The organism is Streptomyces sp. NPDC031497 (assembly GCF_055580905.1).
In genome coordinates, this window is the sequence record NZ_JBVIKO010000008.1 from 255,641 (window position 1) to 275,306 (window position 19,666).

Annotated in this window: 16 protein-coding genes; all 16 read right to left on the bottom strand. The window is 73.5% G+C overall.

Going from position 1 to position 19,666, the window contains the following annotated elements:
* Nucleotides 1–29: 29 nt before the first annotated feature.
* From ACZ5K7_RS19190 to ACZ5K7_RS19265, 16 genes are read right to left on the bottom strand one after another with little or no spacing between them, the layout of a single operon-like run.
* Nucleotides 30–740, bottom strand: a complete 711-nt coding sequence (locus tag ACZ5K7_RS19190; RefSeq protein WP_468914752.1) for a glycosyltransferase family 2 protein — start codon at nucleotides 738–740, stop codon at nucleotides 30–32.
* On the bottom strand, nucleotides 737–2,680 hold the full coding sequence (locus tag ACZ5K7_RS19195; protein ID WP_468914753.1) for an ATP-binding protein: 1,944 nt from the start codon (nucleotides 2,678–2,680) through the stop codon (nucleotides 737–739). Before ACZ5K7_RS19195 ends, ACZ5K7_RS19190 begins: the two co-directional genes overlap by 4 nt.
* Before the next feature lies 1 nt (nucleotide 2,681).
* Nucleotides 2,682–4,493 carry a hypothetical protein gene (locus ACZ5K7_RS19200; RefSeq protein WP_468914754.1) on the bottom strand — a complete coding sequence of 604 codons (1,812 nt, stop codon included), beginning with the start codon at nucleotides 4,491–4,493 and terminating at the stop codon, nucleotides 2,682–2,684.
* Complete coding sequence (locus tag ACZ5K7_RS19205; RefSeq protein WP_468914755.1) at nucleotides 4,490–5,809, bottom strand: hypothetical protein; 1,320 nt, start codon at nucleotides 5,807–5,809, stop codon at nucleotides 4,490–4,492. Before ACZ5K7_RS19205 ends, ACZ5K7_RS19200 begins: the two co-directional genes overlap by 4 nt.
* Nucleotides 5,806–7,791 (bottom strand): hypothetical protein, encoded by a 1,986-nt coding sequence (locus tag ACZ5K7_RS19210; RefSeq protein ID WP_468914756.1) that lies wholly within the window; start codon nucleotides 7,789–7,791, stop codon nucleotides 5,806–5,808. The genes ACZ5K7_RS19205 and ACZ5K7_RS19210 overlap by 4 nt, the downstream gene beginning before the upstream one ends.
* Before the next feature lie 40 nt (nucleotides 7,792–7,831).
* Nucleotides 7,832–10,279 (bottom strand): phage tail protein, encoded by a 2,448-nt coding sequence (locus ACZ5K7_RS19215; protein WP_468914758.1) that lies wholly within the window; start codon nucleotides 10,277–10,279, stop codon nucleotides 7,832–7,834.
* Nucleotides 10,280–10,326: 47 nt separating this feature from the next.
* Nucleotides 10,327–12,771 (bottom strand): putative baseplate assembly protein, encoded by a 2,445-nt coding sequence (locus tag ACZ5K7_RS19220; protein WP_468914759.1) that lies wholly within the window; start codon nucleotides 12,769–12,771, stop codon nucleotides 10,327–10,329.
* Complete coding sequence (locus ACZ5K7_RS19225; RefSeq protein ID WP_351704059.1) at nucleotides 12,768–13,175, bottom strand: GPW/gp25 family protein; 408 nt, start codon at nucleotides 13,173–13,175, stop codon at nucleotides 12,768–12,770. Before ACZ5K7_RS19225 ends, ACZ5K7_RS19220 begins: the two co-directional genes overlap by 4 nt.
* Nucleotides 13,172–13,879: a hypothetical protein gene (locus ACZ5K7_RS19230; RefSeq protein ID WP_468914761.1), complete on the bottom strand. Its 708-nt coding sequence runs from the start codon at nucleotides 13,877–13,879 to the stop codon at nucleotides 13,172–13,174. The genes ACZ5K7_RS19225 and ACZ5K7_RS19230 overlap by 4 nt, the downstream gene beginning before the upstream one ends.
* On the bottom strand, nucleotides 13,876–14,541 hold the full coding sequence (locus ACZ5K7_RS19235) for a phage baseplate assembly protein V (protein WP_468914763.1): 666 nt from the start codon (nucleotides 14,539–14,541) through the stop codon (nucleotides 13,876–13,878). Before ACZ5K7_RS19235 ends, ACZ5K7_RS19230 begins: the two co-directional genes overlap by 4 nt.
* The gene (locus ACZ5K7_RS19240; protein WP_351704068.1) at nucleotides 14,538–15,620 is read right to left on the bottom strand and encodes a phage late control D family protein; all 1,083 of its coding nucleotides are present in this window, start codon (nucleotides 15,618–15,620) and stop codon (nucleotides 14,538–14,540) included. Before ACZ5K7_RS19240 ends, ACZ5K7_RS19235 begins: the two co-directional genes overlap by 4 nt.
* 3 nt (nucleotides 15,621–15,623) lie before the next feature.
* Nucleotides 15,624–15,800 carry a hypothetical protein gene (locus tag ACZ5K7_RS19245; protein ID WP_351704071.1) on the bottom strand — a complete coding sequence of 59 codons (177 nt, stop codon included), beginning with the start codon at nucleotides 15,798–15,800 and terminating at the stop codon, nucleotides 15,624–15,626.
* Between the two features lie 21 nt (nucleotides 15,801–15,821).
* Complete coding sequence (locus tag ACZ5K7_RS19250; RefSeq protein WP_468914765.1) at nucleotides 15,822–16,532, bottom strand: CIS tube protein; 711 nt, start codon at nucleotides 16,530–16,532, stop codon at nucleotides 15,822–15,824.
* Entirely contained in the window at nucleotides 16,532–17,065 is a 534-nt protein-coding gene (locus tag ACZ5K7_RS19255) for a phage tail protein (RefSeq protein WP_468914767.1), read from the bottom strand. The genes ACZ5K7_RS19250 and ACZ5K7_RS19255 overlap by 1 nt, the downstream gene beginning before the upstream one ends.
* A 2-nt stretch (nucleotides 17,066–17,067) precedes the next feature.
* Nucleotides 17,068–19,164: a hypothetical protein gene (locus ACZ5K7_RS19260; protein ID WP_468914769.1), complete on the bottom strand. Its 2,097-nt coding sequence runs from the start codon at nucleotides 19,162–19,164 to the stop codon at nucleotides 17,068–17,070.
* Nucleotides 19,165–19,169: 5 nt separating this feature from the next.
* Entirely contained in the window at nucleotides 19,170–19,625 is a 456-nt protein-coding gene (locus ACZ5K7_RS19265) for a phage tail protein (RefSeq protein WP_351704083.1), read from the bottom strand.
* Nucleotides 19,626–19,666: the final 41 nt, after the last annotated feature.

The window sequence follows — 19,666 nt, forward strand, 5'->3', positions numbered from 1 at the left end:
CCGGGGTGCCGGACGGACGGCCCGGCCGCTCAGGTCCGCGGGGCGCGGTAGAAGTCGAGGTCCGGACCGAGCAGTGCCCGGACCTCGGTCATCGTCGCGGGCGAGGCATAAACGTTGCGGCTCGACTTCGCGACCGTGTTGGCAGGGTGTACCAGGGCCACGAGGGCGTCGCCGGGTGTGGTCCGGGTGGGGGTCCGGTTGATCAGGCGGCGGACGAACACCGCGTCCTCCGCCACGGCCTGGTCCGGGAAGGGGGAGCGGACCCAGAGGTCGCGGCGGAAGCAGAGGCTCTGGCCCGCGAGCCAGCGGGGCAGCCGGGACGGCCAGGTGAAGCGCCAGGCCGCGTCGGCGGCGGGGTCGTAGTAGAGCAGGCTTGTCATGCCGCACAGGTCGGCCCCTCCCGATGTCAGCTGCCGCACCTGCCGGCTCAGCCGGTCGGGGGCCTGCCAGTCGTCGTCGTCCCAGTGCGCGATGACGCTGCCCGTGGCCGCCTCGCAGGCGAGATTGCGCGCGGCGCCCACCGTGACGCGCCGGGTGAGCCGGTGGTAGCGGACGGTGGGCAGCTCCGGCACCAGGTCCTCGACGGGGTCCGTTCCGTCGTCGACGATCACCAGTTCCTTGCGGGGATAGTCCTGGCGCTGGAAGTAGGCGATCGCACGCGGTACGAACCGTCGCCGGTCACGCGTCGGCATGACGCAGGTCACGAGCGGAAGCGTGTGCACGCTCGGGAGCGTGCTCATGTACGGTCCGGGAGCGGGCAGGAGGCCCCGGTGCGGCGGTACTCCCGCCGTACCGCCGCGATGAGGTCCTCGTCGCCGACGGGTGTTCCGCTCTCCAGGCCGCGGAGGACCGCGTGCAGCGCGGCGTTACGGATCTGGCCGCCGGTCAGGTCGCACCGGCGGGCGGTGTCGGCCAGCACCTCGGGGCTGACCCGGTGGTCGTCGGGGAGGTGGGCGGACCACAGCCGGCGGCGCAGACCGGCGTCGGGCGGCACGAAGTCGACGGTCACGTCCATCCGGCGCAGGAAGGCGGGATCGATGCGGTTGCCCGCGTTCGTGGTGACCACGACGATGCCCTCGAAGGTCTCCAGCCGTTGCAGCAGGAAGTTGGTCTCCAGGTTCGCGTACCGGTCGTTGGCGTTCGCGACGTCGGTGCGCCGGGTCATCAGCGCGTCCCCCTCGTCGAGCAGCAGCATGACGTCCAACTCCTCAGCACGGCTCAGGAGTTGGTCGAGGTTGCGTTCGGTCTCCCCGATGTACTTGTTGACGACCGCGGCGAGGTCCACCCGGAACACGTCAAGACCGAGCATCGCGGCGAGGTGCCGCGCCGCCAGGGTCTTGCCGGTGCCGCTCGGCCCGCCGAACAGGGCGCGTACGCCGCGGTTGAGGCCACCGCGTCCGCCCCCGGTGGCCGTCGTCAGGCGCTCCCGGTGGCGGCACCGCATGGCCAGGGTGCGCAGTTCCGCCGCGGCTGCGGGGGTGAGCACCGGCGGGTCACCGACCGGCAAGGGGTCCAGGGGGCGGGCCAGCACCTCCAGGCTCTGCCGGTCGAGCGTCCGGGTCGCGGCGGCGACATCGGCCGGCGTGACCGCCGTGCGACCCGCCGTACGTGCTCCCGCGACGGCCAGCGGAGCCGCCCGGTGGATGCTGCCGGGGGTCAGCAGGAACCGGTTCACGATGGTGTCGAGGTCGGCCGCGTCACCCGTCACACCGAGGGCGGTCCAGAGTCCGCGGCGGTCCGCCGGGCCGCACGCGCCGAGGGTCACGGTCAGCGCCGGGTCCACGGCCTCGCCGGTCACCCCGCCGGTGCGGCCGATCACGACGCCGAGCGGCTGGTCGACGCCGGGCGGGCGGGGCAGCGCCAGGGTCTCGCCCGGCCCGAGTGCGCACCGGACGACGGGGAACACGTCGCCGATCGAGGCGAGGGCGCCGAACAGCCGCCAGGCGTCGTCGCCGGGCTGCCCCTCGTACACCAGCAGATCCCGGTCCAGCGCGGCGGCCAGCGAGCCGAGCAGGGTGGTGCGGCCGGAGCCTGCCATCCCGCGGACGACCAGGGCGGCGACGGACCCGTCCCGCAGCAGCGCGGGCAGCCTCGGGACCACCGCGGCCGCGTCGGCGCAGAGCACGACCGCTTCCGGCGGCGGAAACTCCGCCCGCGGCCGGTGGGTCAGCCCGGCCGGCAGCGCGTCGGGGCCGATCCGGCCGGTCCGCAGCAGATCCCACACCGGCACGGGCACACGCACCACCCACTCCGAGCGCGGGTCGGCCGGATTGTCGACCTCCAGCAACCCGCGGCGTACGAGGCTCTGCACCCGGCCGGTGAGGCCGTACGCGGTGAGGGAGGCGTCGGCGAGCAGCCAGCCGAGCAGGCCGACGCAGGGCCGGCGCGACGGGAGGGGAGCCTGGAGATGAGCGAAGAGCGCGCCGAACCGGACGTCTTCCTCGATCAGCCCGGCCGCCATGAGGAGCAGCCTGTCGGGGGCGTCGAGCCGGTGCGGCGACGGCGGCTGTACGTGCGCCGTCGTGAAGGCGTCGGAGTGTGCCGCGGCGCGGTACTCGTCGAGCCACGGCGGGTTCGCCAGGGGGTCGGACGCCGTGTGCGGCGCCTCGGCCAGCCTGCGCAGGATCCGGTCGAGCAGATCACGGCCGGAAAGGTCGGTCGTCGCAGTGATGGTCGGCATCTCAGTTCCCGCCGTCGAAGCCGTCGTGGTCGAAGCCGTCGTGGTCGAAACAGGCCTGGTCGAAACAGGCCTGGTCGAAACAGGCCTGGTCGAAACCTTCGTAGTGGAAGGCGATGATCCGGCCGAGGGCCGGGACCCAGCCCGGGTCCTGGTCCAGGCCGCTGGACCGGGCGGCGAGGTCGATCTGGTGCAGGCCGAGGACCACGTCGACATGGGTCCGGCCGATCACGAGGGTTCCGGGCCGCGCGAACGCCTCCGGGGTGAGCCGGTGCCGGTCCAGGAGGTCCCGCAGCCGGCCGGTGATCCCGTCGAGCCGCAGCGGTGTGGGGGCGGGCGGGTCCCGGCCGTCGAGTTCGGCAAGGATCCGCCAGATCGGGTCCCGGTCTTCTCTGTCTCGGGTCTGGGGTCCGGTGGCGAACGCGTCGGGCAGCAGCCAGGCGCCGAGCGCTTCGAGGGTCGCCCAGCCGGACGCGGGCCCGAAGTCCGGCCCGTGGGCATCGGCGCGTGGCAGGTCCAGCCAGGTCATGAGGTTGACCGCGTAGAAGAGGGTGGCGAAGCGGCTCTCGACGACGGTGCCCCCTCGGGCGGCCTTCCCGACGGCCGGGCTCTCGCCGCTGGTGCGGGCTTGAGCGCGTCGCCGGGCGGGGGTCGGCGTTCCGATCGCATCGGGTGGGCGGGGAGTCCCGGCCGGACAAGAGTCCGGCCGGTCATCGGCGGGCACCTCCGCCGGTCGCCGCGCGCTGCCGGTCGTGCCGGCTGTGGGACGCGGTCCGGCCGGGTCCGGACGAGGTACGGCACGGGCCGCCGACCGGGCGCTCGGCGGCCGGTCGGACGCGGCGGGCCCGAAGTCGGGCGGCGCGTCCGCCCGTTGACGGGCGATGGGGCTCGTCGCAGGGGCTCCGGTCCGGTCCGGCGCGGCGTGCACGTACGGTCCGGCGGGGTCCGGGGCCGCCGGGTCCGTAAGCCGCAGCAGGTCGTCGACCTCCCTGGCGAGGCGGCCGTCGCGGGCGGCCCACGGCGTGTCCGCGAGGGTCAGTCCGAGGGCCAGCAGCGCCCGTCCGGCGGGCCGGAGCGCGGCGTCAGGCTGCGGTCGGTACGGCGCGAGAGCGGACAGCCGCTCCGGTGCAGGGGCGAGCAGCCGCTCCGCCGCATTCACAGTTCCGGCCGAGACCGCCCCCGCCCCGGTCGACACCGGCCCCGCCCCGACCTCGATGCCGGCCGACTCCGCCGTGGCTCCGATGCGCGCCCCTGTAGCCCCGGTTCGCGTCTCCGGCGCGTGAAATGCCGTCAGGACCGCGTCGATCACGGCCCGCGCCTGGGCGTCCGACAGCAGGCTTATCGCGCGTTCGGCGCCTCCCGGGAAACCCGGGGAGGACCGCACCAGTTGGGCCAGCGTCGCGGGTACCCAGGCCGGCCGGTCCAGCCAGATCCGGGCCAGTGTGGTGCCGGTGCCCGCCGAGCGGACCCCCCTGCGGATCTCCGCCGGCCAGTACCAGCGGTCCGCGGCACGGCCCGCGCCCAGATCGGCCGTCAGGCAGGTCATGGCCTCGACCTCGTCGCTGAACACCACCGCCGTGCAGTCGGGCGCCGTCGGGCCCAGCGCGGGCCGGGCCGCGCTCCCGCGCAGGGCGGCGACCCGGTCCCGTACCGTGCGGGGCTGTGCGGCGGGCACGCTCAGCCGCCGGATCACCAGCACGGACCGGTCCGGCACCGACGGGGCGAGGCCGAGCGCGCGGACGGCGGCGTACGCGTCGGGCGTGCCGTGCCGGGGCCGGTGCAGGCGCATCCTGGCGATGCGTACGGTGTCGCTCACGCGGCGGTGTCCTTGGGCGTGTCCGCGGCCTCGGGGGCCTTGGTGACCGTCCCGCCGTAGCTCTGCTGCCAGGGCAGGTCGGTCATGAACACCACGTAGGTCGGGATGGTTTCGGGGGCGTCGAGGTTCTCCCGGACCCAGTAGAACGTCAGCCGGATTCCCCGCTCGTCGGAGTTGAACGAGGTGAGTTCCGGCGGCAGTTGCCAGGACTGGCGCAGCGCGAAGTCGGCCACCGACCAGTCGACGACACCGCCGAAGTTCGCCGCACCGCCGAAGAAGGTCCACGGGTCGAACAAGGACCCCGTGAAAGCGGCCGACGGCTTCCGGCCCGCCGACGCGGCCGAGGCGCCGTCCTTGCTCGCGGCGATGGTCCCGTTCTGGAAGGCGGCGGGCAGGAACCCCACCGGGGGCAGCAGCCCGAAGTGCTGCGTGGCCTCCATGTAGCGGGCGTTCCCGCCGGCGGCGATCAGGTCGATCTGCTCCTGGAACTGCAGGAACCGCGCCTGGCCGTCGGCGTCGCGCCGGTCGGCCACCGTTGCCGACCAGGCCGAGGGGACCGGATCGGGGGTGGTGATCCGGCGCCGGGCCGACCAGTTGTCGAGGTCGACCACGCGCTGGCCGTCCCAGCGGAAGACCGCCAGGGGCAGGTCCAGGTCGGTGAGGTCCGCCGGGGCCAGCCGGTCGAATCCCGAGTACGCCGGATCGAAGGTGAAGGGGTAGACGGGCAGGTTCACCAGCTGTTCGGCTCCGAAGCACCAATGGGCCGTCAGATTGCGCAGGTTGTCCGTGGTGGTGCCGACTCCGAAGACCGTGGTGAGGGCGGGCAGGGCGATCGCCCGGATCTCCACCCCTTCCGCGGTCCAGCGGGCCGCGCACCCCGGTGACAGGGTGCTGTCCGGCGACGTGGCCAGCGGCACCTGTCCCTGTCGTTGCTGGACGGGGCGGGCCGTGAGCAGGTACGCGCCCGCGGCGACGCCGGAGCCGGTGCCGCCGCCCGAGCAACGCGAGAAGACCGCGGTGTTGACGGCGGTGGTGGTCGAGAGGGCCAGCGGCAGCGTGATCGTCCGCGCGGCGACGACCGGCTGCCCGGACGGGGTGATGCCGGTGCCCGCGGCCACCGTGAGGGTGGTGGCGCCCGAGGTGACCCAGAGTCCCTGGACGACTCCGGTACCGGCCGCCCGGCCGATGCGGGTGTCCCGGGCGAGCAGGCTCGCCTGGCCGGTCGCCAGGTCCTCGGCGGCGAGCAGCCGCCCGTTGACGTAGTTCGGCAGCAGCGCGCCGCCGGTGAAGTCCGACCCGATCGTCTGGCTGCTCATCGCTTCTGTCCCCGCCCGCCGGTCGTCTTCGGCGCGGCGGTCCTGGCCCGGCTGGTCCCGCGGCCGGCCGGGGCGGGATCCGGCTTCTCCGCCTCGGGCGCCGGGACCCGGTGGAAGACCACGATGCTCGCCTCGCGCCGGTCCCAGCCGGTGAACGCGACGGCACCGCTGTCGATCCAGCTCGCCAGCGCGGTGCTGCCGGAGTCGGCACCGGTGAGGGTGAAGTCCTCGGCGGGGAAGACGAAGCGCACGTAGGCCGGGAACGGGCTCTTGCCGGCAGGCGCGTTCGTCGTGACGTGCCAGACGTTGCCGTGCCGCGGGTCCTGGGTCGGGCCGGTGACCGTCAGCGGATCGCCGGTGGTCTCGTCGTACGCCCGGACCTGCGGGGTCTGGACGACCATGTCGTGCCGGGTGCCCCGGGGTTCGGGGTGGAACCACAGCTCGAAGTCCAGCTGTTCCGCCGTCGCACCGGTGTCGGTGATCGTCACGAAGGGAGTGGGGGTGGGGTTGGCGGCGGCCGGCGGGGCGACCTCGGCCGCGACGGTCGGCGGGTCCTGCGCGGTCTGCTCGTTCTGCGCGTCTTCGGGCAGCAGGGTGCTCGTGGTCCCGTTCGCCGTCGTGTAGGCCAGGACGGCTCCCCCGCTCGCGGCCGTGTTGAGGAAGCGGACGCCCCGCTGGTCGCGCCATTGGTTCAGCGTCCAGCCGCCCCCGACGACCACCGCGTCGGGCTCGAACCGCGCGCTCAGTTGCTGACCGGCGGTGGGCTTGAACCCGGACGGTGGGGTCAGCGTCCATACGTTCGCGTAGGTCGGGGATTCCGACCCGCCCGACGGCTTGCCGGCCGCCGTGAACGCGTAGGTGGCGCCGGACTCCGTGGTGACCTGGATCGGACCGTGCAGGGTGACCGCGTAGTCCACCAGATGAAACCAGGCGTCGATGGTGAAGGCACCGGCCGTGGGCGGGGAGGGGACCAGCGTCACCAGCTCGACTGGTTCTCTGTCGATCCGCTCCGGCGGGGGCAGTTCCTGGATCAGCTGGGTGTTCAGGAGGCTGGGCCGGCCGGCGACTTCGACATGCATGTTGTAGATGCTGTTGACGTCTGTGCTGAGCCCGTACATCTGGAGGGCCCCGAGGAGGATCGCGGGGTCCGAGGTCTGCGACGGGGTGATCAGGTCCGGTTCGAGCCGGGGCCTGACCTCGCTGACCCAGATGGCGAAGATCTCGTCCCGGATGCGTGCCGCCTGCCATCTGGCGATCTCGTAGGCCACGAGCGGCGTGCCGAACTCGTCTATGTCACCGGGGCCGTTCGGCGCGATGTCGGCCAGGGCACGGACCGCGGCGAGCAGCGCGTCCTCGTCCGGGAAAGTCCCCTGCGGCTGCTCGACGACCGCGACCGAGGCGAGGAGCCGTCCCAGCCGTCGGTCGCTGTCCCAGCGCGGCATCTCCGGTGGGTCCCAGCGCAGTTCGACGGTCCAGGAGTCGCGGACGCGGGACGCCACCTGGGTCTGGTCGCCGGTGCCGCACGGCCGGCCGGGCAGCGGCACCAGGCCGTCCAGGCACTCGGCATAGCTCGCGACGACATAGATCGTCGCGGCCCCGGAGCCCTCGGTGTGCTCCTCGACGATGCCCGGATGTGCCTGTTCCTGGGCCGTCAGCCAGTCCTGGAGCCGGAGGCACTGGGACTCGGGGACGGTGAACTCCCGCCCCCACTGGTCGATACCCGATCCGCGGCCGACGGCGACGACGTAGTCCCCGCTGCTGTCGGGGGCCGGGTCGACGGACACCCGCAGGCCGTAACTGGTGCCGTACCCGTGCAGCAGGCGCCGGTGCCGGTAGGTCTTCTCCTGGTGGTACAGCTGTTCCTGGACGAACTCGTCGAGGCCGAGCACCATCCCGTACGAATAGTTGACCCGCAGGTCGGGGCTCAGCGTTCCCGTGGACAGGGAGACGCAGGGCCCGGTGGTGGGCTCCGTGGTGGTCATCGCGGACTTCTCCTGATCTCAAGAAGGCATCGTGCGGGGTCTACAGGGCGTGCAGGGCGCCGAGCCGGTCGCGGTCGCTCACGACGCGGTCGGTGATGTCGAAGGGGTGGGCGTAGCCGAGATAGCCGGCGGCGAGCACGCCGCCGGTCACGATCGGAGTGAACGACGGGCCGGCCACGACCTGGGTGTCGATGCCGAGCCGGGCCCGGCCGATCACGAACAGGTCCTGGAAGCGGCTGACCTCGAACGCGGTGTGGCCCGGTTTCGCCGCGGCCACGATGCGGGTCACCATGGCGGCGGCGTCCGCCGACAGGTCACCCGGGACCAGCACGTCGAACCGGTGGGCGAAGCGGCGGACCCGGGTCCGCGGGTCGTCGTCGGCGGTGCCCGGCGCCGGGGCGGCGGCGTCCCTGGTCAGGAACCGCTCCACGACCCGGATCCCCGTCGTGGCCGCCGCCCCGCCGCACTCCCCCACCGGGTCGAAGATCCGTTCGTCCACGACCGGGTCGAGGAACACCCGCAGTGTCGCGACGAGACCGGGGACCGTGCCCCTGCGGCGGTAGAACGTGTCGACGTGCCGGATCAGGAAGCGCCGCCGTTCGGTGTCCCACAGCGGGTCGAGGGCGAGCCCGAACCAGGCCGCCAGCCACGGCAGATCGGCGGTCGGCGCGGTACGGGCGTCGAGCAGCAGGTGCGTGTGCTCGATGCGTTCCTCGATCGCGGTGTAGAGGCCCTCGGGGTTGGCGAGGAACCGCTCCAGGAAGCGGTCGGGGCCCTGGGTGCCCGTGTAGACCTCGGGCAGGTAGTGCTCGGGGTAGGAGAACCGCGGGTACCAGGCGCGCAGCGAGCGCAGCAGCGGCGAGGAGCGGCCGGTGCCGGTGAGGGTGATCTCCAGTTGGACGTAGCGGCCGGTGACCCCCTGGAACAGCAGCTCCCAGGTGCCGGTGGCGTCGGGAAGGGTGCCGTCGGGCTGCCGGCGGTCGGCCCAGACGTCGGTCCACGGCAGTTCGGGGCCGCCGGAGCGCAGGTACGGGACCGGCTGGTCGAGCCATGGCCGCAGCGACAGCAGGGCGGGGTCGTCGTCGGCGCGCGCCCGGACGGTCACGCCGGTGCCGGTCGGCACCTGGGCGTCCAGGAAGAGCCGGTGCCAGACGCATCCCGGCAGCCTGCTGTCGAAGGTGTCGCCCGGGACCGTCCCGGCGGTGTCGACGGCGGTGACGAGAGTCGCCGTGGTGGCGAACCGGCACTCGTTGAACACCTCAAGGGAGATCCAGCGTTCCCCGAAGTCGTACCAGACGCCCGCTCCGGAGCGGACCAGCGCCCGCCCGGCCCACCGGCGCATCGGCAGGAAGTCGTCGTGCGCCCGCACCGCGCCGGTGTCGGGGTCCAGGTCGAAGGCGATCACCTGGGCGCCCTCGGCGTCGGCCACGTACAACACCGGTGGTGCCAGCGGGCCCGTCGCGGGCGGCCCCGCCAGGTAGCAGAAGTCGTGGCCGAGCAGCGAGTACAGGGTCGGGGTGTTCGTCGGGTCACGGGGGTCGACGACCTCGACGACGTTCCGGAGTGGTGTCGTCCAGCGCAGTTGTCCCCCGTCGAAGCGGTAGAGCGTGGAGTGGCCGCGGCCGGGGTCGGCGTCCAGGACCAGCACGCTGCCGTCGGGCCCCGGTTCGATGGCGACGGCGTGCAGGGGGTTGCCGTCCGCGTCGGCCAGCGGCCAGGGCTCGGGCACGGCGGGACCGGTCGGCGTCGGCGCCGGGGTTCCGTCGACGGGCCCGAACTGCGCGGCTCGAGCGGCCTGTTGAGCCTGTCGGCCGCGGAGCCGGAAGTGCTCGTCGAGCCGCCAGTACGCGGAGTGCGTGGCGTCGAGGACGAGAACGCCGCCGTCGGCGGTGTCGGCGAGGTCCCACGGGTCGAACGCGTCGCCGTCCGGCCACGGCAGCCGCAGGGGCGCGCCGCCGCCACGCAGGTCGAACACGAGCAGCCCGGCCTCGCACGGCGTCTGCCGGCCGCGGTAGCCGACGAGCAGGTACTGGTGGGTGGTGACCGCGAGCCCCTGGAGCAGGATGTCCACCGGCGGACAGGCCCCGGTGTGCGTGAACGTGCCCGGTTCGGCGCTCCGGCAGGCGCAGGTGTCCGTCAGGTCGTCGACGGACCACCAGGTGGACGCCGCCCGGGCGGACCCGGTACGGCCGCGAAGGGTGCGCCGGTCGGCGTCGATCCAGTACCAGTTGCCGTAGGTGTCGCGGCCGGAGCCGCGGCGGATGTCCGGGGCGAGGGGCGGGGTGCGGGCCGCCCGGCGGAACAGCGGAGTGTCCCGGCGCAGCCGGAGCAGGCCGAGGTCCGGGTCGTACTCCCAGGCGGTGCCGTCGGTCGTGGGTGCGGTGTCGGACCACGCGTCGGAGAGGGCGCGTCCCGAGGCCGCGTCGGTGCAACGGCCCCAGTCGTCCATCCCGTTGACGACGTGGTACTGGGAACCCTGTACATCCATCGTTCACAGCTCCTTGGCGTGGTGATCCCCGGTGCGGCGGTCGCCGGTCAGCAGGTGTCGGGTACGACCGGGACCGGCACCTGGGTCGGCGGTGCGGGCCGGCTGCCGCCGGTCAGGGCGGCCGGGTCGGGCGCGGGCCCGGAGACGACGGTCACGGTCGCTGCCGGCAGGCGCAGGCCGCTGATCGGTACCGCGTCCACCGGTGAGACCACGCTGCCGTCGGCGTCGGTCATGGCGATCAGGACGGAGTCGACGTAGCGCACCCCCGGGACGCGGGTGGCGATCGCCTCGATGTCCTGGGGCCGGACGTCGACGCCCAGGGGCCAGCCGGTACCGGTGGCCGCGGCGCCGATCAGGCCGTCGTCGTCGGCCGCGGTGGCGGGGAGTCCGCCGGTCAGCGGGGAGAGGTACGTCTCCACGGCCCGGGTGACGGCCTGTTCGACGATCGACGGCACCTGGCCGGGCAGCGCGACGATCCCGACGGAGACCCGGATCGGCTGGTACTCCGGTCCGCGCACGTGCAGTTCGGTGGTGATCAGCCGGCGTGGGTCCAGCCAGCCGCAGACCGCGCCCAGGAACTGCCGGTCCGGCAGCGGGGCCGTGGGGCGCAGCGGGTCGGAGCGGGGAACGACCAGGACGGTCACCATCCCGGCCCAGTCCTGCGGTTCGCCGGGCCGGTCGGGGTTGAACAGGGGCAGCACCTCGACCCGGCCCAGGTCGACGCCCGGGGTGCGCCGGGTGAGGTCGCGGAAGTCGTCGGCGGTGACGAGCCGGTCGCGGTGGCGCAGCCAGCGGGTCACGGCGCTCTCGCCGTCGGCGGTGGACTCCCCGTCGCCCGCGCCCCATGTCGGCACCGGGTTGGTGAGGCTGAAGCCGCCGGGCAGGGCGGCGCTGCGGTTGATCCCGCCGATCGCGACCTGTCCCTGGAGTCCGCCGCCGGAGGAGTACGAGGCGCGGATCGCGGCCCCGCGCGGGGGGCGGCGCCCGGACAGGCCGTTGCCGAACAGGAGCTTGCCGGTGGCGCGTTCGAGGGTGAAGACGGTGTCGTCGGGGCCCGCGGCGTAGATGTCGTCGATCTCGGACCAGGCGTGCCAGGTGTCGTCGGTGTCCTGGACCTCGACAGTGAGGCCGCCCGGCGCATCGTCGCCCAGGACCGGGGTGCGGGCCAGGGTGAAGGCCTGGAAGGGGGTGCCGGTGCCGGTTCCGACGCGCTCGGCCGGGACGGTCACGGACTGCACCGCGCGGGTGGCGTTGACTCCGGCCCAGGTGATCCGGCCGGTGGGCCCGCCGGTCGCGGCCGACAGTGCCGCCAAAGTGGTAGTGGACGAGGTCGTAGTGGCTGAGGTCGTGGTGGCAGAGGTCGTGGTGGCAGAGGTCGTGGTGGAGGAGCCGGTGGCCGAACTCCCGCAACCGCAACCGCAGTCCGAGCCGGTACCCGTGCCGGTGCCGGTGGCCGTGCCGGCCGCCGTGGGCTCGTACCGCAGTCGGATCCAGGTCACCAGGCGGGCGGTGACCGCCGCGTCATCGACGCGGGGCGGGAAGTCGCCGGTGCCCTCCTCCTCGGGGTCGAAGTCCCACAGCAGCAGGTTTTCGTAGGGCGGCAGGGTGACCTGGACCAGGCCGGGTCGGTCGAGGACCGGCTCGGCGTAGGTCACCGGCAGCCGGGTGTAGCGGGCCGGGCCGACCCCGAAGCCGGGGCCGGACCGGCCGGACGGGTCGGGTTCCGGTGCGGCGATCTCGAACACCAGCCCTGGGTCGACGGCTTGAGTGCCGGTCTGCCGCGGCGGCAGCACCTGGCCGGCGACCCGGGTCGCCGGGTAGACGCCGATCGACAGGCTCTGGCCGGCGATCGCCCGCCGTACCGCGTCGAGGTCGGCGTTCTTCGGCGCGAGCAGCGCGACCCAGAGCGAGCGGTCGACGGTGCCGTTCACCGGGTCGCCGAGGTCGACGACCGGATCCGGCTTGCCGGTGGCCGGCGGGTCGAGTGCCACCGGCTTGTAGAAGGTGAGGACGTCGGAGTCGGTCTCCAGGAACGTCTGGTAGATGAGCTGGTAGCGGCTGCGGGTGGCGGCGTCCAGGGCGGTCTGCGGCTGCTTGTAGTACAGCGCCGACGTCACGGGCAGTACGGCCAGCGGGGTGCTCGTGGTGAACGGGACCTGCCCGGCCCGCAGTTCGGTGCCGGCCGGAAGTGGCAGCGGTGGGGCGAGCGGCCCCTTGTCGTTGCCGACCGTGACCAGGCCGGTGCCGGGGCTCGGCGGCTGGAGGGCGATGCCCAGCATGCTGAGGAACTTGAGCCGGTTGGCCTCGGGGATCCGGTTGCCGCGGTAGAGCAGGTTGTCGGTGAGGAACGCGAACAGTTCGAGGAGGGTGACACCGGGGTCGGACTCGTTGAGGTTGGACCACTCCGGTGTGTGCACCGGGACGCGGGCCAGCGCCTCCTGGACGAGCTGGTCGAAGGAGCGGTCGTCGAGGACCGGAATGGGCAGGGTCACGGCTGGTCCTGGCCTTCCGCGCCGAGGGTCATCCGCAGTCGTTCGCGGATCCCGGTGGCGATCAGGGTGTAGACGAGGGTGAGGTCCACGTCGCGCGGGTCGGTGGCGTTGACGTCGGCGGTGACGTCGTCCAGCCTGATGCGCGGCTCCCACCGGGTCACCGCGCGCTGTACGTCCTCGACGATCAGCCGGAGCGTGGCCACGGTGTTCGGTTCGAACAGGTACCGGTCGAGGCCGCAGCCGAAGGCCGGGCGTTCGACCCGTTCCCCGGGGCGGGTGCGCAGGATCGTGACGACGGACTCGCGGACGTTGGTCTCGCCCGCGGACCGGACGATGCCGCCGTCGGGGCCGACGCGGGGCGGGAACGAGATGCCCTGCCCGTAGAGCGCTGCCGGCGTTGTCATGGTGTCGGTCCTTTCGGGGAGCCCGTTGGGAGGAGGCCGGTGCGCAGGCCGATGGGGGGCGGGAGCGGACCGGCGAAGGTGAAGGGGTGGCTCGGTGCGCCGAGCACCGGCGGGCAGGGGTCGCGGGCGAGGACGGTGCGGATGACGTGGGCGGTGGGGTCGCGGACGTCGGGGTCGCCGTCGGACACCGGGACGAACCCGTAGAAGAGGGTGCGGGTCGACCGGCTGTCCGCCGCCATGCCGAGCGTGGCGGCCGTGGATCCGGGCGGTGCGAAGGCGGCGACCGGGGTGGCGTGCAGCGGCAGTTGCCGTTCGCCGGGCAGCAGCGCGTCGTCGGGTCCGGCCGCCGCGGCCGGGCGGATGACGAAGAACGGCCGTTCGCCGAGCGCTGGTTGTACGGCGTGGTCGGGGATCCCCGGCCGGCGGCAGACGAGGCTCGCCGCGACGAGGTAGTACCGGTGGGCCGTCGGCCAGTACAACGGGTATGTGCCGTCGGGGGTCTGGTCCGGCGGGAGGCCGGCGAGGTCCGTGGGCGCCCGGCCGCCGGTGCCGCCGACCATCGCCAGGAACACGTCGAGGAAGGCGTCGGTGTCCAGTTCGGCGATCAGCGGGCGCAGGAACGCCGGGCTCGCGGTGCCGACGGTGTCCGCGGTCCACAGCGGTGCGGGGGCGGTCCACCGGAGCCGCTCGGGTCCGGCGCTCACTGGAGGTTCCCGGGGCCGCCGGTGTAGATCTTGCCCACCACGTTGTTGGCGATGAGCGTGTCGCACTGGAGCGCTCCGTCGTGGGCCCACATCGCCGGGCTCGACTTGGCCGAACCCGCGTCGATCTGGAGGGCCTGGGCCTTGATGGAGAGGGTGCTCGCGGCGGTGAGGGTGATGCCGGCCGGTGCCATCTCCAGCGAGTTGCCGCCGGAGTCGGCGAGCCGGATCGTGCTGCCGCCGTCCTCCAGGGTCAGCTGCTGGCCGCCCGGGGTGCGCAGCGACAGCGTGACGGCGCCGTCGGTGTCGTCGAGGGTGATGCGGATCCCGGTCCGGGAGACGATCGACCTGAGGTTGTTGCCGTCGTCCATCGACTCCGGCGGCTCGTCCTGCCCGTTCCACAACGCGCCGATCACATAGGGCCAGTTGGGGTCTCCGCCGCCGAAGCCGACCAGCACCTCGTCACCGGTCTCCGGCACGAACCAGGTGCCCCGGCCGCCGCCGGCCATCGTGGTCGCCAGGCGGGCCCATACGGCGTACTCGTCGCCGCCGGAGTCGGGCGACCAGGGCAGCCGTACCTTGACCCGGCCCTGTCGTTCGGGGTCCTGGTTGTCGCAGACCACCGCGGGATACATCCCGAAGTACTGTGCGCGCGGCGTGGTCATCGGGCACTCTCCAGTCCGGGCCGCTCGACGTCGAACTCGGTGCGGTAGCCCTGTGCGAGGTCGTAGCTGTGCCGGACCCGGCAGACGTAGTACGCGCCGTCGAAGACGGTGCCGAGGCCGGTGAGGCGCACCCGGATGCCGACGCGCAGGGCGGGGTTGCCCGCCGTGACGCCCGTCCCGGACACGAAGCGGCGGGCCCGCTCCAGGTAGGCGGCCCTGGCCAGGGCCCGCGCGTCGTCGCCGGAGAGCGGGGTGGACCGGACGATCCGTTCCCGGCGGTCGGCGAACGCGGCCGCCAGGACCGACGATCCGCCGCGCTGACCGGGTGCCAGCTCGGCGGCCAGGTCGGCGGCGTCCGCGGTCTCCAGGACGGCCGCCTTGTCCGCGACCGACCAGCCGGTCACCGCGAGCTCCGTGACCTGGTGCGCCAGGTCCGCGCGGACGGAGAACGACAGCAGGTCGCCGCCGTAGTCCAGGCTCAGCGTGTCCCCGTCCCGGTCGGGGCGGCGCCGGACGCGCAGGGTGTCGCCGTCGAGCTGGACCTCGCCGTCGTCGCCGCGGGCGAGGCCGCGCAGGAAGGCGAGGTCGCTCTGGTTGAGCTGGGCGGTGACCTTGCGGGCCGGGCCGTCGAGGCTCACGTCCGCGGTCAGGCCGTGGTCCCGGGCGAGCCGGTCGGCGATGTCGGCGGTGGTGGCGTCGTCGAAGGTGCGGGTCCGCCGGGTGAGCCGGAGGTCCTGGAGCCGGTCCTCGGCGAACACCAGCGCCCGCGCCGGACGGTCGGCGGGGTAGTCGGCCTGGAGGGCGCTGATCTTTCCGTCGAAGACCGGCCTGTCCGTGCCGTCGGGCGCGAAGGACACGCTCAGCCGGGTGCCGAGGTCGATCGGGTCGCCGCTGAGGTAGCGGTAGCCGGGGACCGCGTCGCGGGCTCCCCAGTTGCTGAAGGTGGCCTCGCACCAGGACAGGCCGACGGTCGTCTCCTCGACCGTCAGCGCCATCAGGTCGCCGGCCGCGCCGCGGTCGACCGTCCCGTTCAGGGCGATGGCCGGGGTGGACAGGTAGGCCGCGAGCAGGGGACTCATGGCTCAGTCCGCCAGCAGCCGCTGTTCGCGGGCGCGGGTCTCGCGCTCCCAGCGGCGCAGTTGCTCGCCCAGGTCCGTGGCCGGCCGGCGCGGCCGGCTCCCGTCCGCGGCGGTGTCCGCGTCCGGTCCCGCCGGGGTGTCCGGTTCGAGGATCTCCAGCTCGTTGATGTCGATGCGCACGGGTGGTTCAGTCCTTCCGGGTCACGAGATACGGGCACTGGGGTCGAGGACGGTGCCCGGTGGCAGCAGCCTCGGGTTGTCGATGCCGTTCGCGGCGGCGATGGTCTTCCACGAGACCCCGGCGCCGGACCGTGCCGCGATCGACTGCACGGTGTCCCCGGACTGGCTGAGTGTCAGCGGTGTGGTCCCGACCGGGGCGGCGGGGCCGGTGACCGCTCCGGTTCCCGCGCCGAAGCTCACGGGCGGGGCGGCCGGCGGCGGGGCCGCGCTCTGGTCGGGCGGCTGCACGCCGGTGAGTGTCATCTCCACGGTGGCCCGCAGCGGGATCCCGGTGTCGGAGAAGAAGTCGATTGTCTGGCCGAGGCTCTGCACCACTCCGTCGAACAGGAACGAGCCCCAGGCGAACCGCATCCCGCGCCGTGCCGGGGCGCTGGGGTTGGAGGTGTCCGGCTCGGTGAACCGGACGATCTTCTCGGTCTTCGCCTGGACGGTGGTGTTCTCGGCCGTGGTGTCGAAGAGCAGTTCGATGCTCAGCGTGGTCGACTGGCCGGTCTGCTGGGACGCGAACTTGCTCAGGGCACCCGACTTGGTGGCCGCGTCGGCGCCGGTGACGCCCGTAGGGCTGTAGGCGAGCCGCAGGCTCTTCGGGTCGAAGTCGACGACGAGGTGGACGCCCGGGTCGACCGGGACGTGCTTGACCAGGTCCCATTCGGTGATGGTCGCCGTGCCCATCAGCGGGACCCTCCGCCCAGTGAGGCCGTGGCCGGGGCGCCGGGTGCGGCGGAGGGCGTGGTGTCGTCGGGCAGGGCGATGTCGAGGTGTTCGTAGACGAGCCCGAGTTCCTCGACGGCGATCAGTCCGTCGCGGGCGTGGAGGGCCGGCGCGCGCATCCGTACCGGCAGACAGCGGGTCAGGGTGAACCGCAGCGTGGGGGGGCCGTCGGCCGCCCGCAGGGTGATCGTGCCGTGCGCCGTACGGACACTGCCGGGCCGGGTCCCCCGGGTGAACCACTGCCAGAGCTGGAGGTTGCCGGTCATGCCGCGCCGCAGGGTGAGCTGTCCGTGGCTGACGGGTCCGACGAGGTGGACCTGGCCGTCGTTGAGGCCGCCGACCTCGACCGTCCTGGGCTGCATCGTCATCTCCAGGCCCTCGCACTCGGCGAAGGCCGCGTCGCACAGCGGGCCGGTGAAACCGGGGGTGGCGATGTCCAGGTCGAGGGTCACGTCGAACCGGAAAGCGGTGAAGGGTGGATCGTTTGCCGTCATCGTCAGCCCTCCCGTACGTCGAGCAGGCCCTCGCCGGAGCGGACCAGGCTGATGGTGATGAACTCGACCGGACCGGTCGGGGCGATCTGGAGCGTGATGATCACGGTGCCGTCGTCCCCCTCGGCGGTGGTCACCCGGTAGTCCGCGAACGCGCCCTGGGCGGCCAGCGCGGCGAGGACCCGCTCGAACCGTGCCCGCACCAGCTGCCGGAACCGGTCGTTGTCGGTCTCGAAGGTGTAGCGGGCGCCCTGTGCCGACGCGGTCCTGCGCAGCAGGATCAGCAGTCGCCGTACGGAGAGCTGCAGCAGCGCCGGATCGGCCGACAGGGTGTGTGCGCTGAGTGCGGTGATGGCGCCGGGCCGTTGGCGCAGCAGGTTGGCGTGCGCGTCGAACAGCTTGGCGGTCTCGCTGTCGGTCAGTGCCGGGGCCAGTTGTACGGGGCCGCGCAGCGGCAGGTTCGCCGGGGCGATCCAGGCCCCGCGGGCCCGTTCGCGGGCGGCGATCGTGCCGGCCACCATGCCGTCGGGCGGTACGGTGCGCAGCGGCGCCGTGGAGCGGGGGTCGTTCTCCAGGACGCGCAGCCAGGGGTGCCAGTAGGCGGCGTAGCTCAGCGGCGACGTGCCGGAGGTGCCGGCGTCGGACAACGGCCCGCGGGTGGTGAGCCGTTGCTGCCAGCCGAGTACCAGGTCGGTGTTGTAGTGCGCCGGGACGCCGAGCAGCGCCACCAGGTCGCCGCGGGCCGCGCACATCGTCACCAGCGCGCTCTGCACGTCGATCAGTGCGGCCTCGTCGTAGCCGGCCGGGTCGTCGAGGGCGGGCGGGCCGGGAGCCGTGTCCGGGGCCGCGGGCGCCGGGGACCAGCCGAGGTGAGTGGCGTCGGGTACGGCCACCAGGGCGACCTCGTCGACGTCCAGCAGGGCGTGGATCCCGGTGAGCCGGGCCGGCCCGGTCAGTTGGGCCGCGTCCTCGGTCAGGGTGTACACGGTCGCCGTGGCCAGCGCCGGGTCGGTGAAGGACCGTACGGGGAAGGTGTCGAGGTCGTCGGAGCCGGTGACGTCGGGGTCGGCGGCGTCGGTGACGGCGCCGGGCGGGCTCATGCCGACCGGCACCACTAGGCCGGTCGTCGCGGCCGACAGGGAGTCGGGGTCCGCGCGCAGCACCATCGACCGGCCGCCGTCGGGCACCTGGTCGTCGGCGGGTTGCAGGACCTCCGTCCAGACCGGCCGGACCGTCGGGACCGGCCGGGCCGTCGCCGGACCGGCCGGGGACACGGCGGCGTTGAAGGCGAGGTCCGTCTGCCGGTCGAGCAACCGCGAACCATCGGGCCCGAGTTGCCGGACCACCAGATCCATCCGCAGCAACTCAACTGAGATCACCGGGAGTTCGGCGGGGAGACCGGAGAGCGCGCCCGGGTCGGGGCGGTCCTCGGCCGCCGTGTCCGACGCGGCGGTGTACGGCATCTCGGTGTCCATGGCGACGGCGGCGGTGCCCGGCAGGAGGCCCCGCACCCGGGTGTACAGGGCGGGGCGGTCCGGTCCGAAGGTGAACCGCAGCAGGTCGCCCGGCTGGACCGGGACCGGGGCGCCCCGCGCGGGCAGGAACTGTCCCGGAGCCGTCGCCGTGGACCGCCGGTAGCTGCCCGCGAGCGCCAGCGGCCGGGACAGCAGCTGGGTGGCGAGCTGGATGCCCGTGGACCAGGCACCCGGCCAGGCCGCCTCGACGACGGCCCCGGTCACGGTGCCGTCCGGCTGCCAGATCCGCAGCCCCGGCACCGTCCACCGGGCCGGGCGGGCGCCGGGACCGGCCACCCGCACCACGTGGCAGCGCCGCCCGCCGTTGTCGAAGAACGCCCTGACCGCCCCGGCCAGGCGCGCGTACACCGGCACGCCGGCGTCGGTGGCCAGCACCAGTTCGCCCCCGAAGACGGCGGCGAACTGGTTGACGTCCTCGACCGCGACCGGCAGGTCGAGCGGGCCGAGCGGGGCGAATCCCACGAAGGCCGCGACGTCCAGCCGTAGCGGCGGGTCGGCCGCGGGCGGTGCGGCGGCGACGTCGACGCCCGGCAGGCGTCCCGAGAACGTGAGGGTCGAGGCGGTCATGGGGGCTACTCCACGCTCATGTCTTCGACGGACAGGACGAGTTCCTCGATCGCGACCTCGGATCCCGCCTTGGCGTTGAGCGACGGCGCGGTGTAGCGCAGCGGCCGTGCGTTCAGCAGGGTCCAGGTCATCACGGGGCCGTTGTGCGCCTCGTCCTGCAACGACACGTGCACGGTGCGCAGCGCGGACTGGTCGCCGGTGCGGATCGCGTCCACCCACTGGAACAGGTCCAGCGCGCCGATCAGGCCGCGTTTGAAGGTCACGTCGCCGATCTTGTAGACGCCGTTCACCTTGATCGGATGGTTGACCGGCGAGTTCCCGGCGCGGTAGTCCGCCGAGGTCACCTCGATGTTCATGCCGCTGACCTCCTGGAAACCGCCGCGCACCGTGCTCGCGTCGCCGGTCGCGAAGTCGACCAGGAAGTTGAAACCGCCGTAGGGGTTGTCACGTTGGGTTGCCATTGCCGCTCCTCATCGGTTGGCCGCTGTCAGCCGTAGGTGTC

Bases quoted from the DNA above. Each gene is read 5' to 3' on its own strand.
- ACZ5K7_RS19225 (WP_351704059.1), bottom strand. From the start codon at position 13,175: ATGACAACGCCGGCAGCGCTCTACGGGCAGGGCATCTCGTTCCCGCCC.
- ACZ5K7_RS19205 (WP_468914755.1), bottom strand. From the start codon at position 5,809: ATGAGCAGCCAGACGATCGGGTCGGACTTCACCGGCGGCGCGCTGCTG.
- ACZ5K7_RS19210 (WP_468914756.1), bottom strand. From the start codon at position 7,791: ATGACCACCACGGAGCCCACCACCGGGCCCTGCGTCTCCCTGTCCACG.
- ACZ5K7_RS19250 (WP_468914765.1), bottom strand. From the start codon at position 16,532: ATGGGCACGGCGACCATCACCGAATGGGACCTGGTCAAGCACGTCCCG.
- ACZ5K7_RS19235 (WP_468914763.1), bottom strand. From the start codon at position 14,541: ATGACCACGCCGCGCGCACAGTACTTCGGGATGTATCCCGCGGTGGTC.
- ACZ5K7_RS19215 (WP_468914758.1), bottom strand. From the start codon at position 10,279: ATGGATGTACAGGGTTCCCAGTACCACGTCGTCAACGGGATGGACGAC.
- ACZ5K7_RS19260 (WP_468914769.1), bottom strand. From the start codon at position 19,164: ATGACCGCCTCGACCCTCACGTTCTCGGGACGCCTGCCGGGCGTCGAC.
- ACZ5K7_RS19195 (WP_468914753.1), bottom strand. From the start codon at position 2,680: ATGCCGACCATCACTGCGACGACCGACCTTTCCGGCCGTGATCTGCTC.
- ACZ5K7_RS19240 (WP_351704068.1), bottom strand. From the start codon at position 15,620: ATGAGTCCCCTGCTCGCGGCCTACCTGTCCACCCCGGCCATCGCCCTG.
- ACZ5K7_RS19265 (WP_351704083.1), bottom strand. From the start codon at position 19,625: ATGGCAACCCAACGTGACAACCCCTACGGCGGTTTCAACTTCCTGGTC.
- ACZ5K7_RS19255 (WP_468914767.1), bottom strand. From the start codon at position 17,065: ATGACGGCAAACGATCCACCCTTCACCGCTTTCCGGTTCGACGTGACC.
- ACZ5K7_RS19190 (WP_468914752.1), bottom strand. From the start codon at position 740: ATGAGCACGCTCCCGAGCGTGCACACGCTTCCGCTCGTGACCTGCGTC.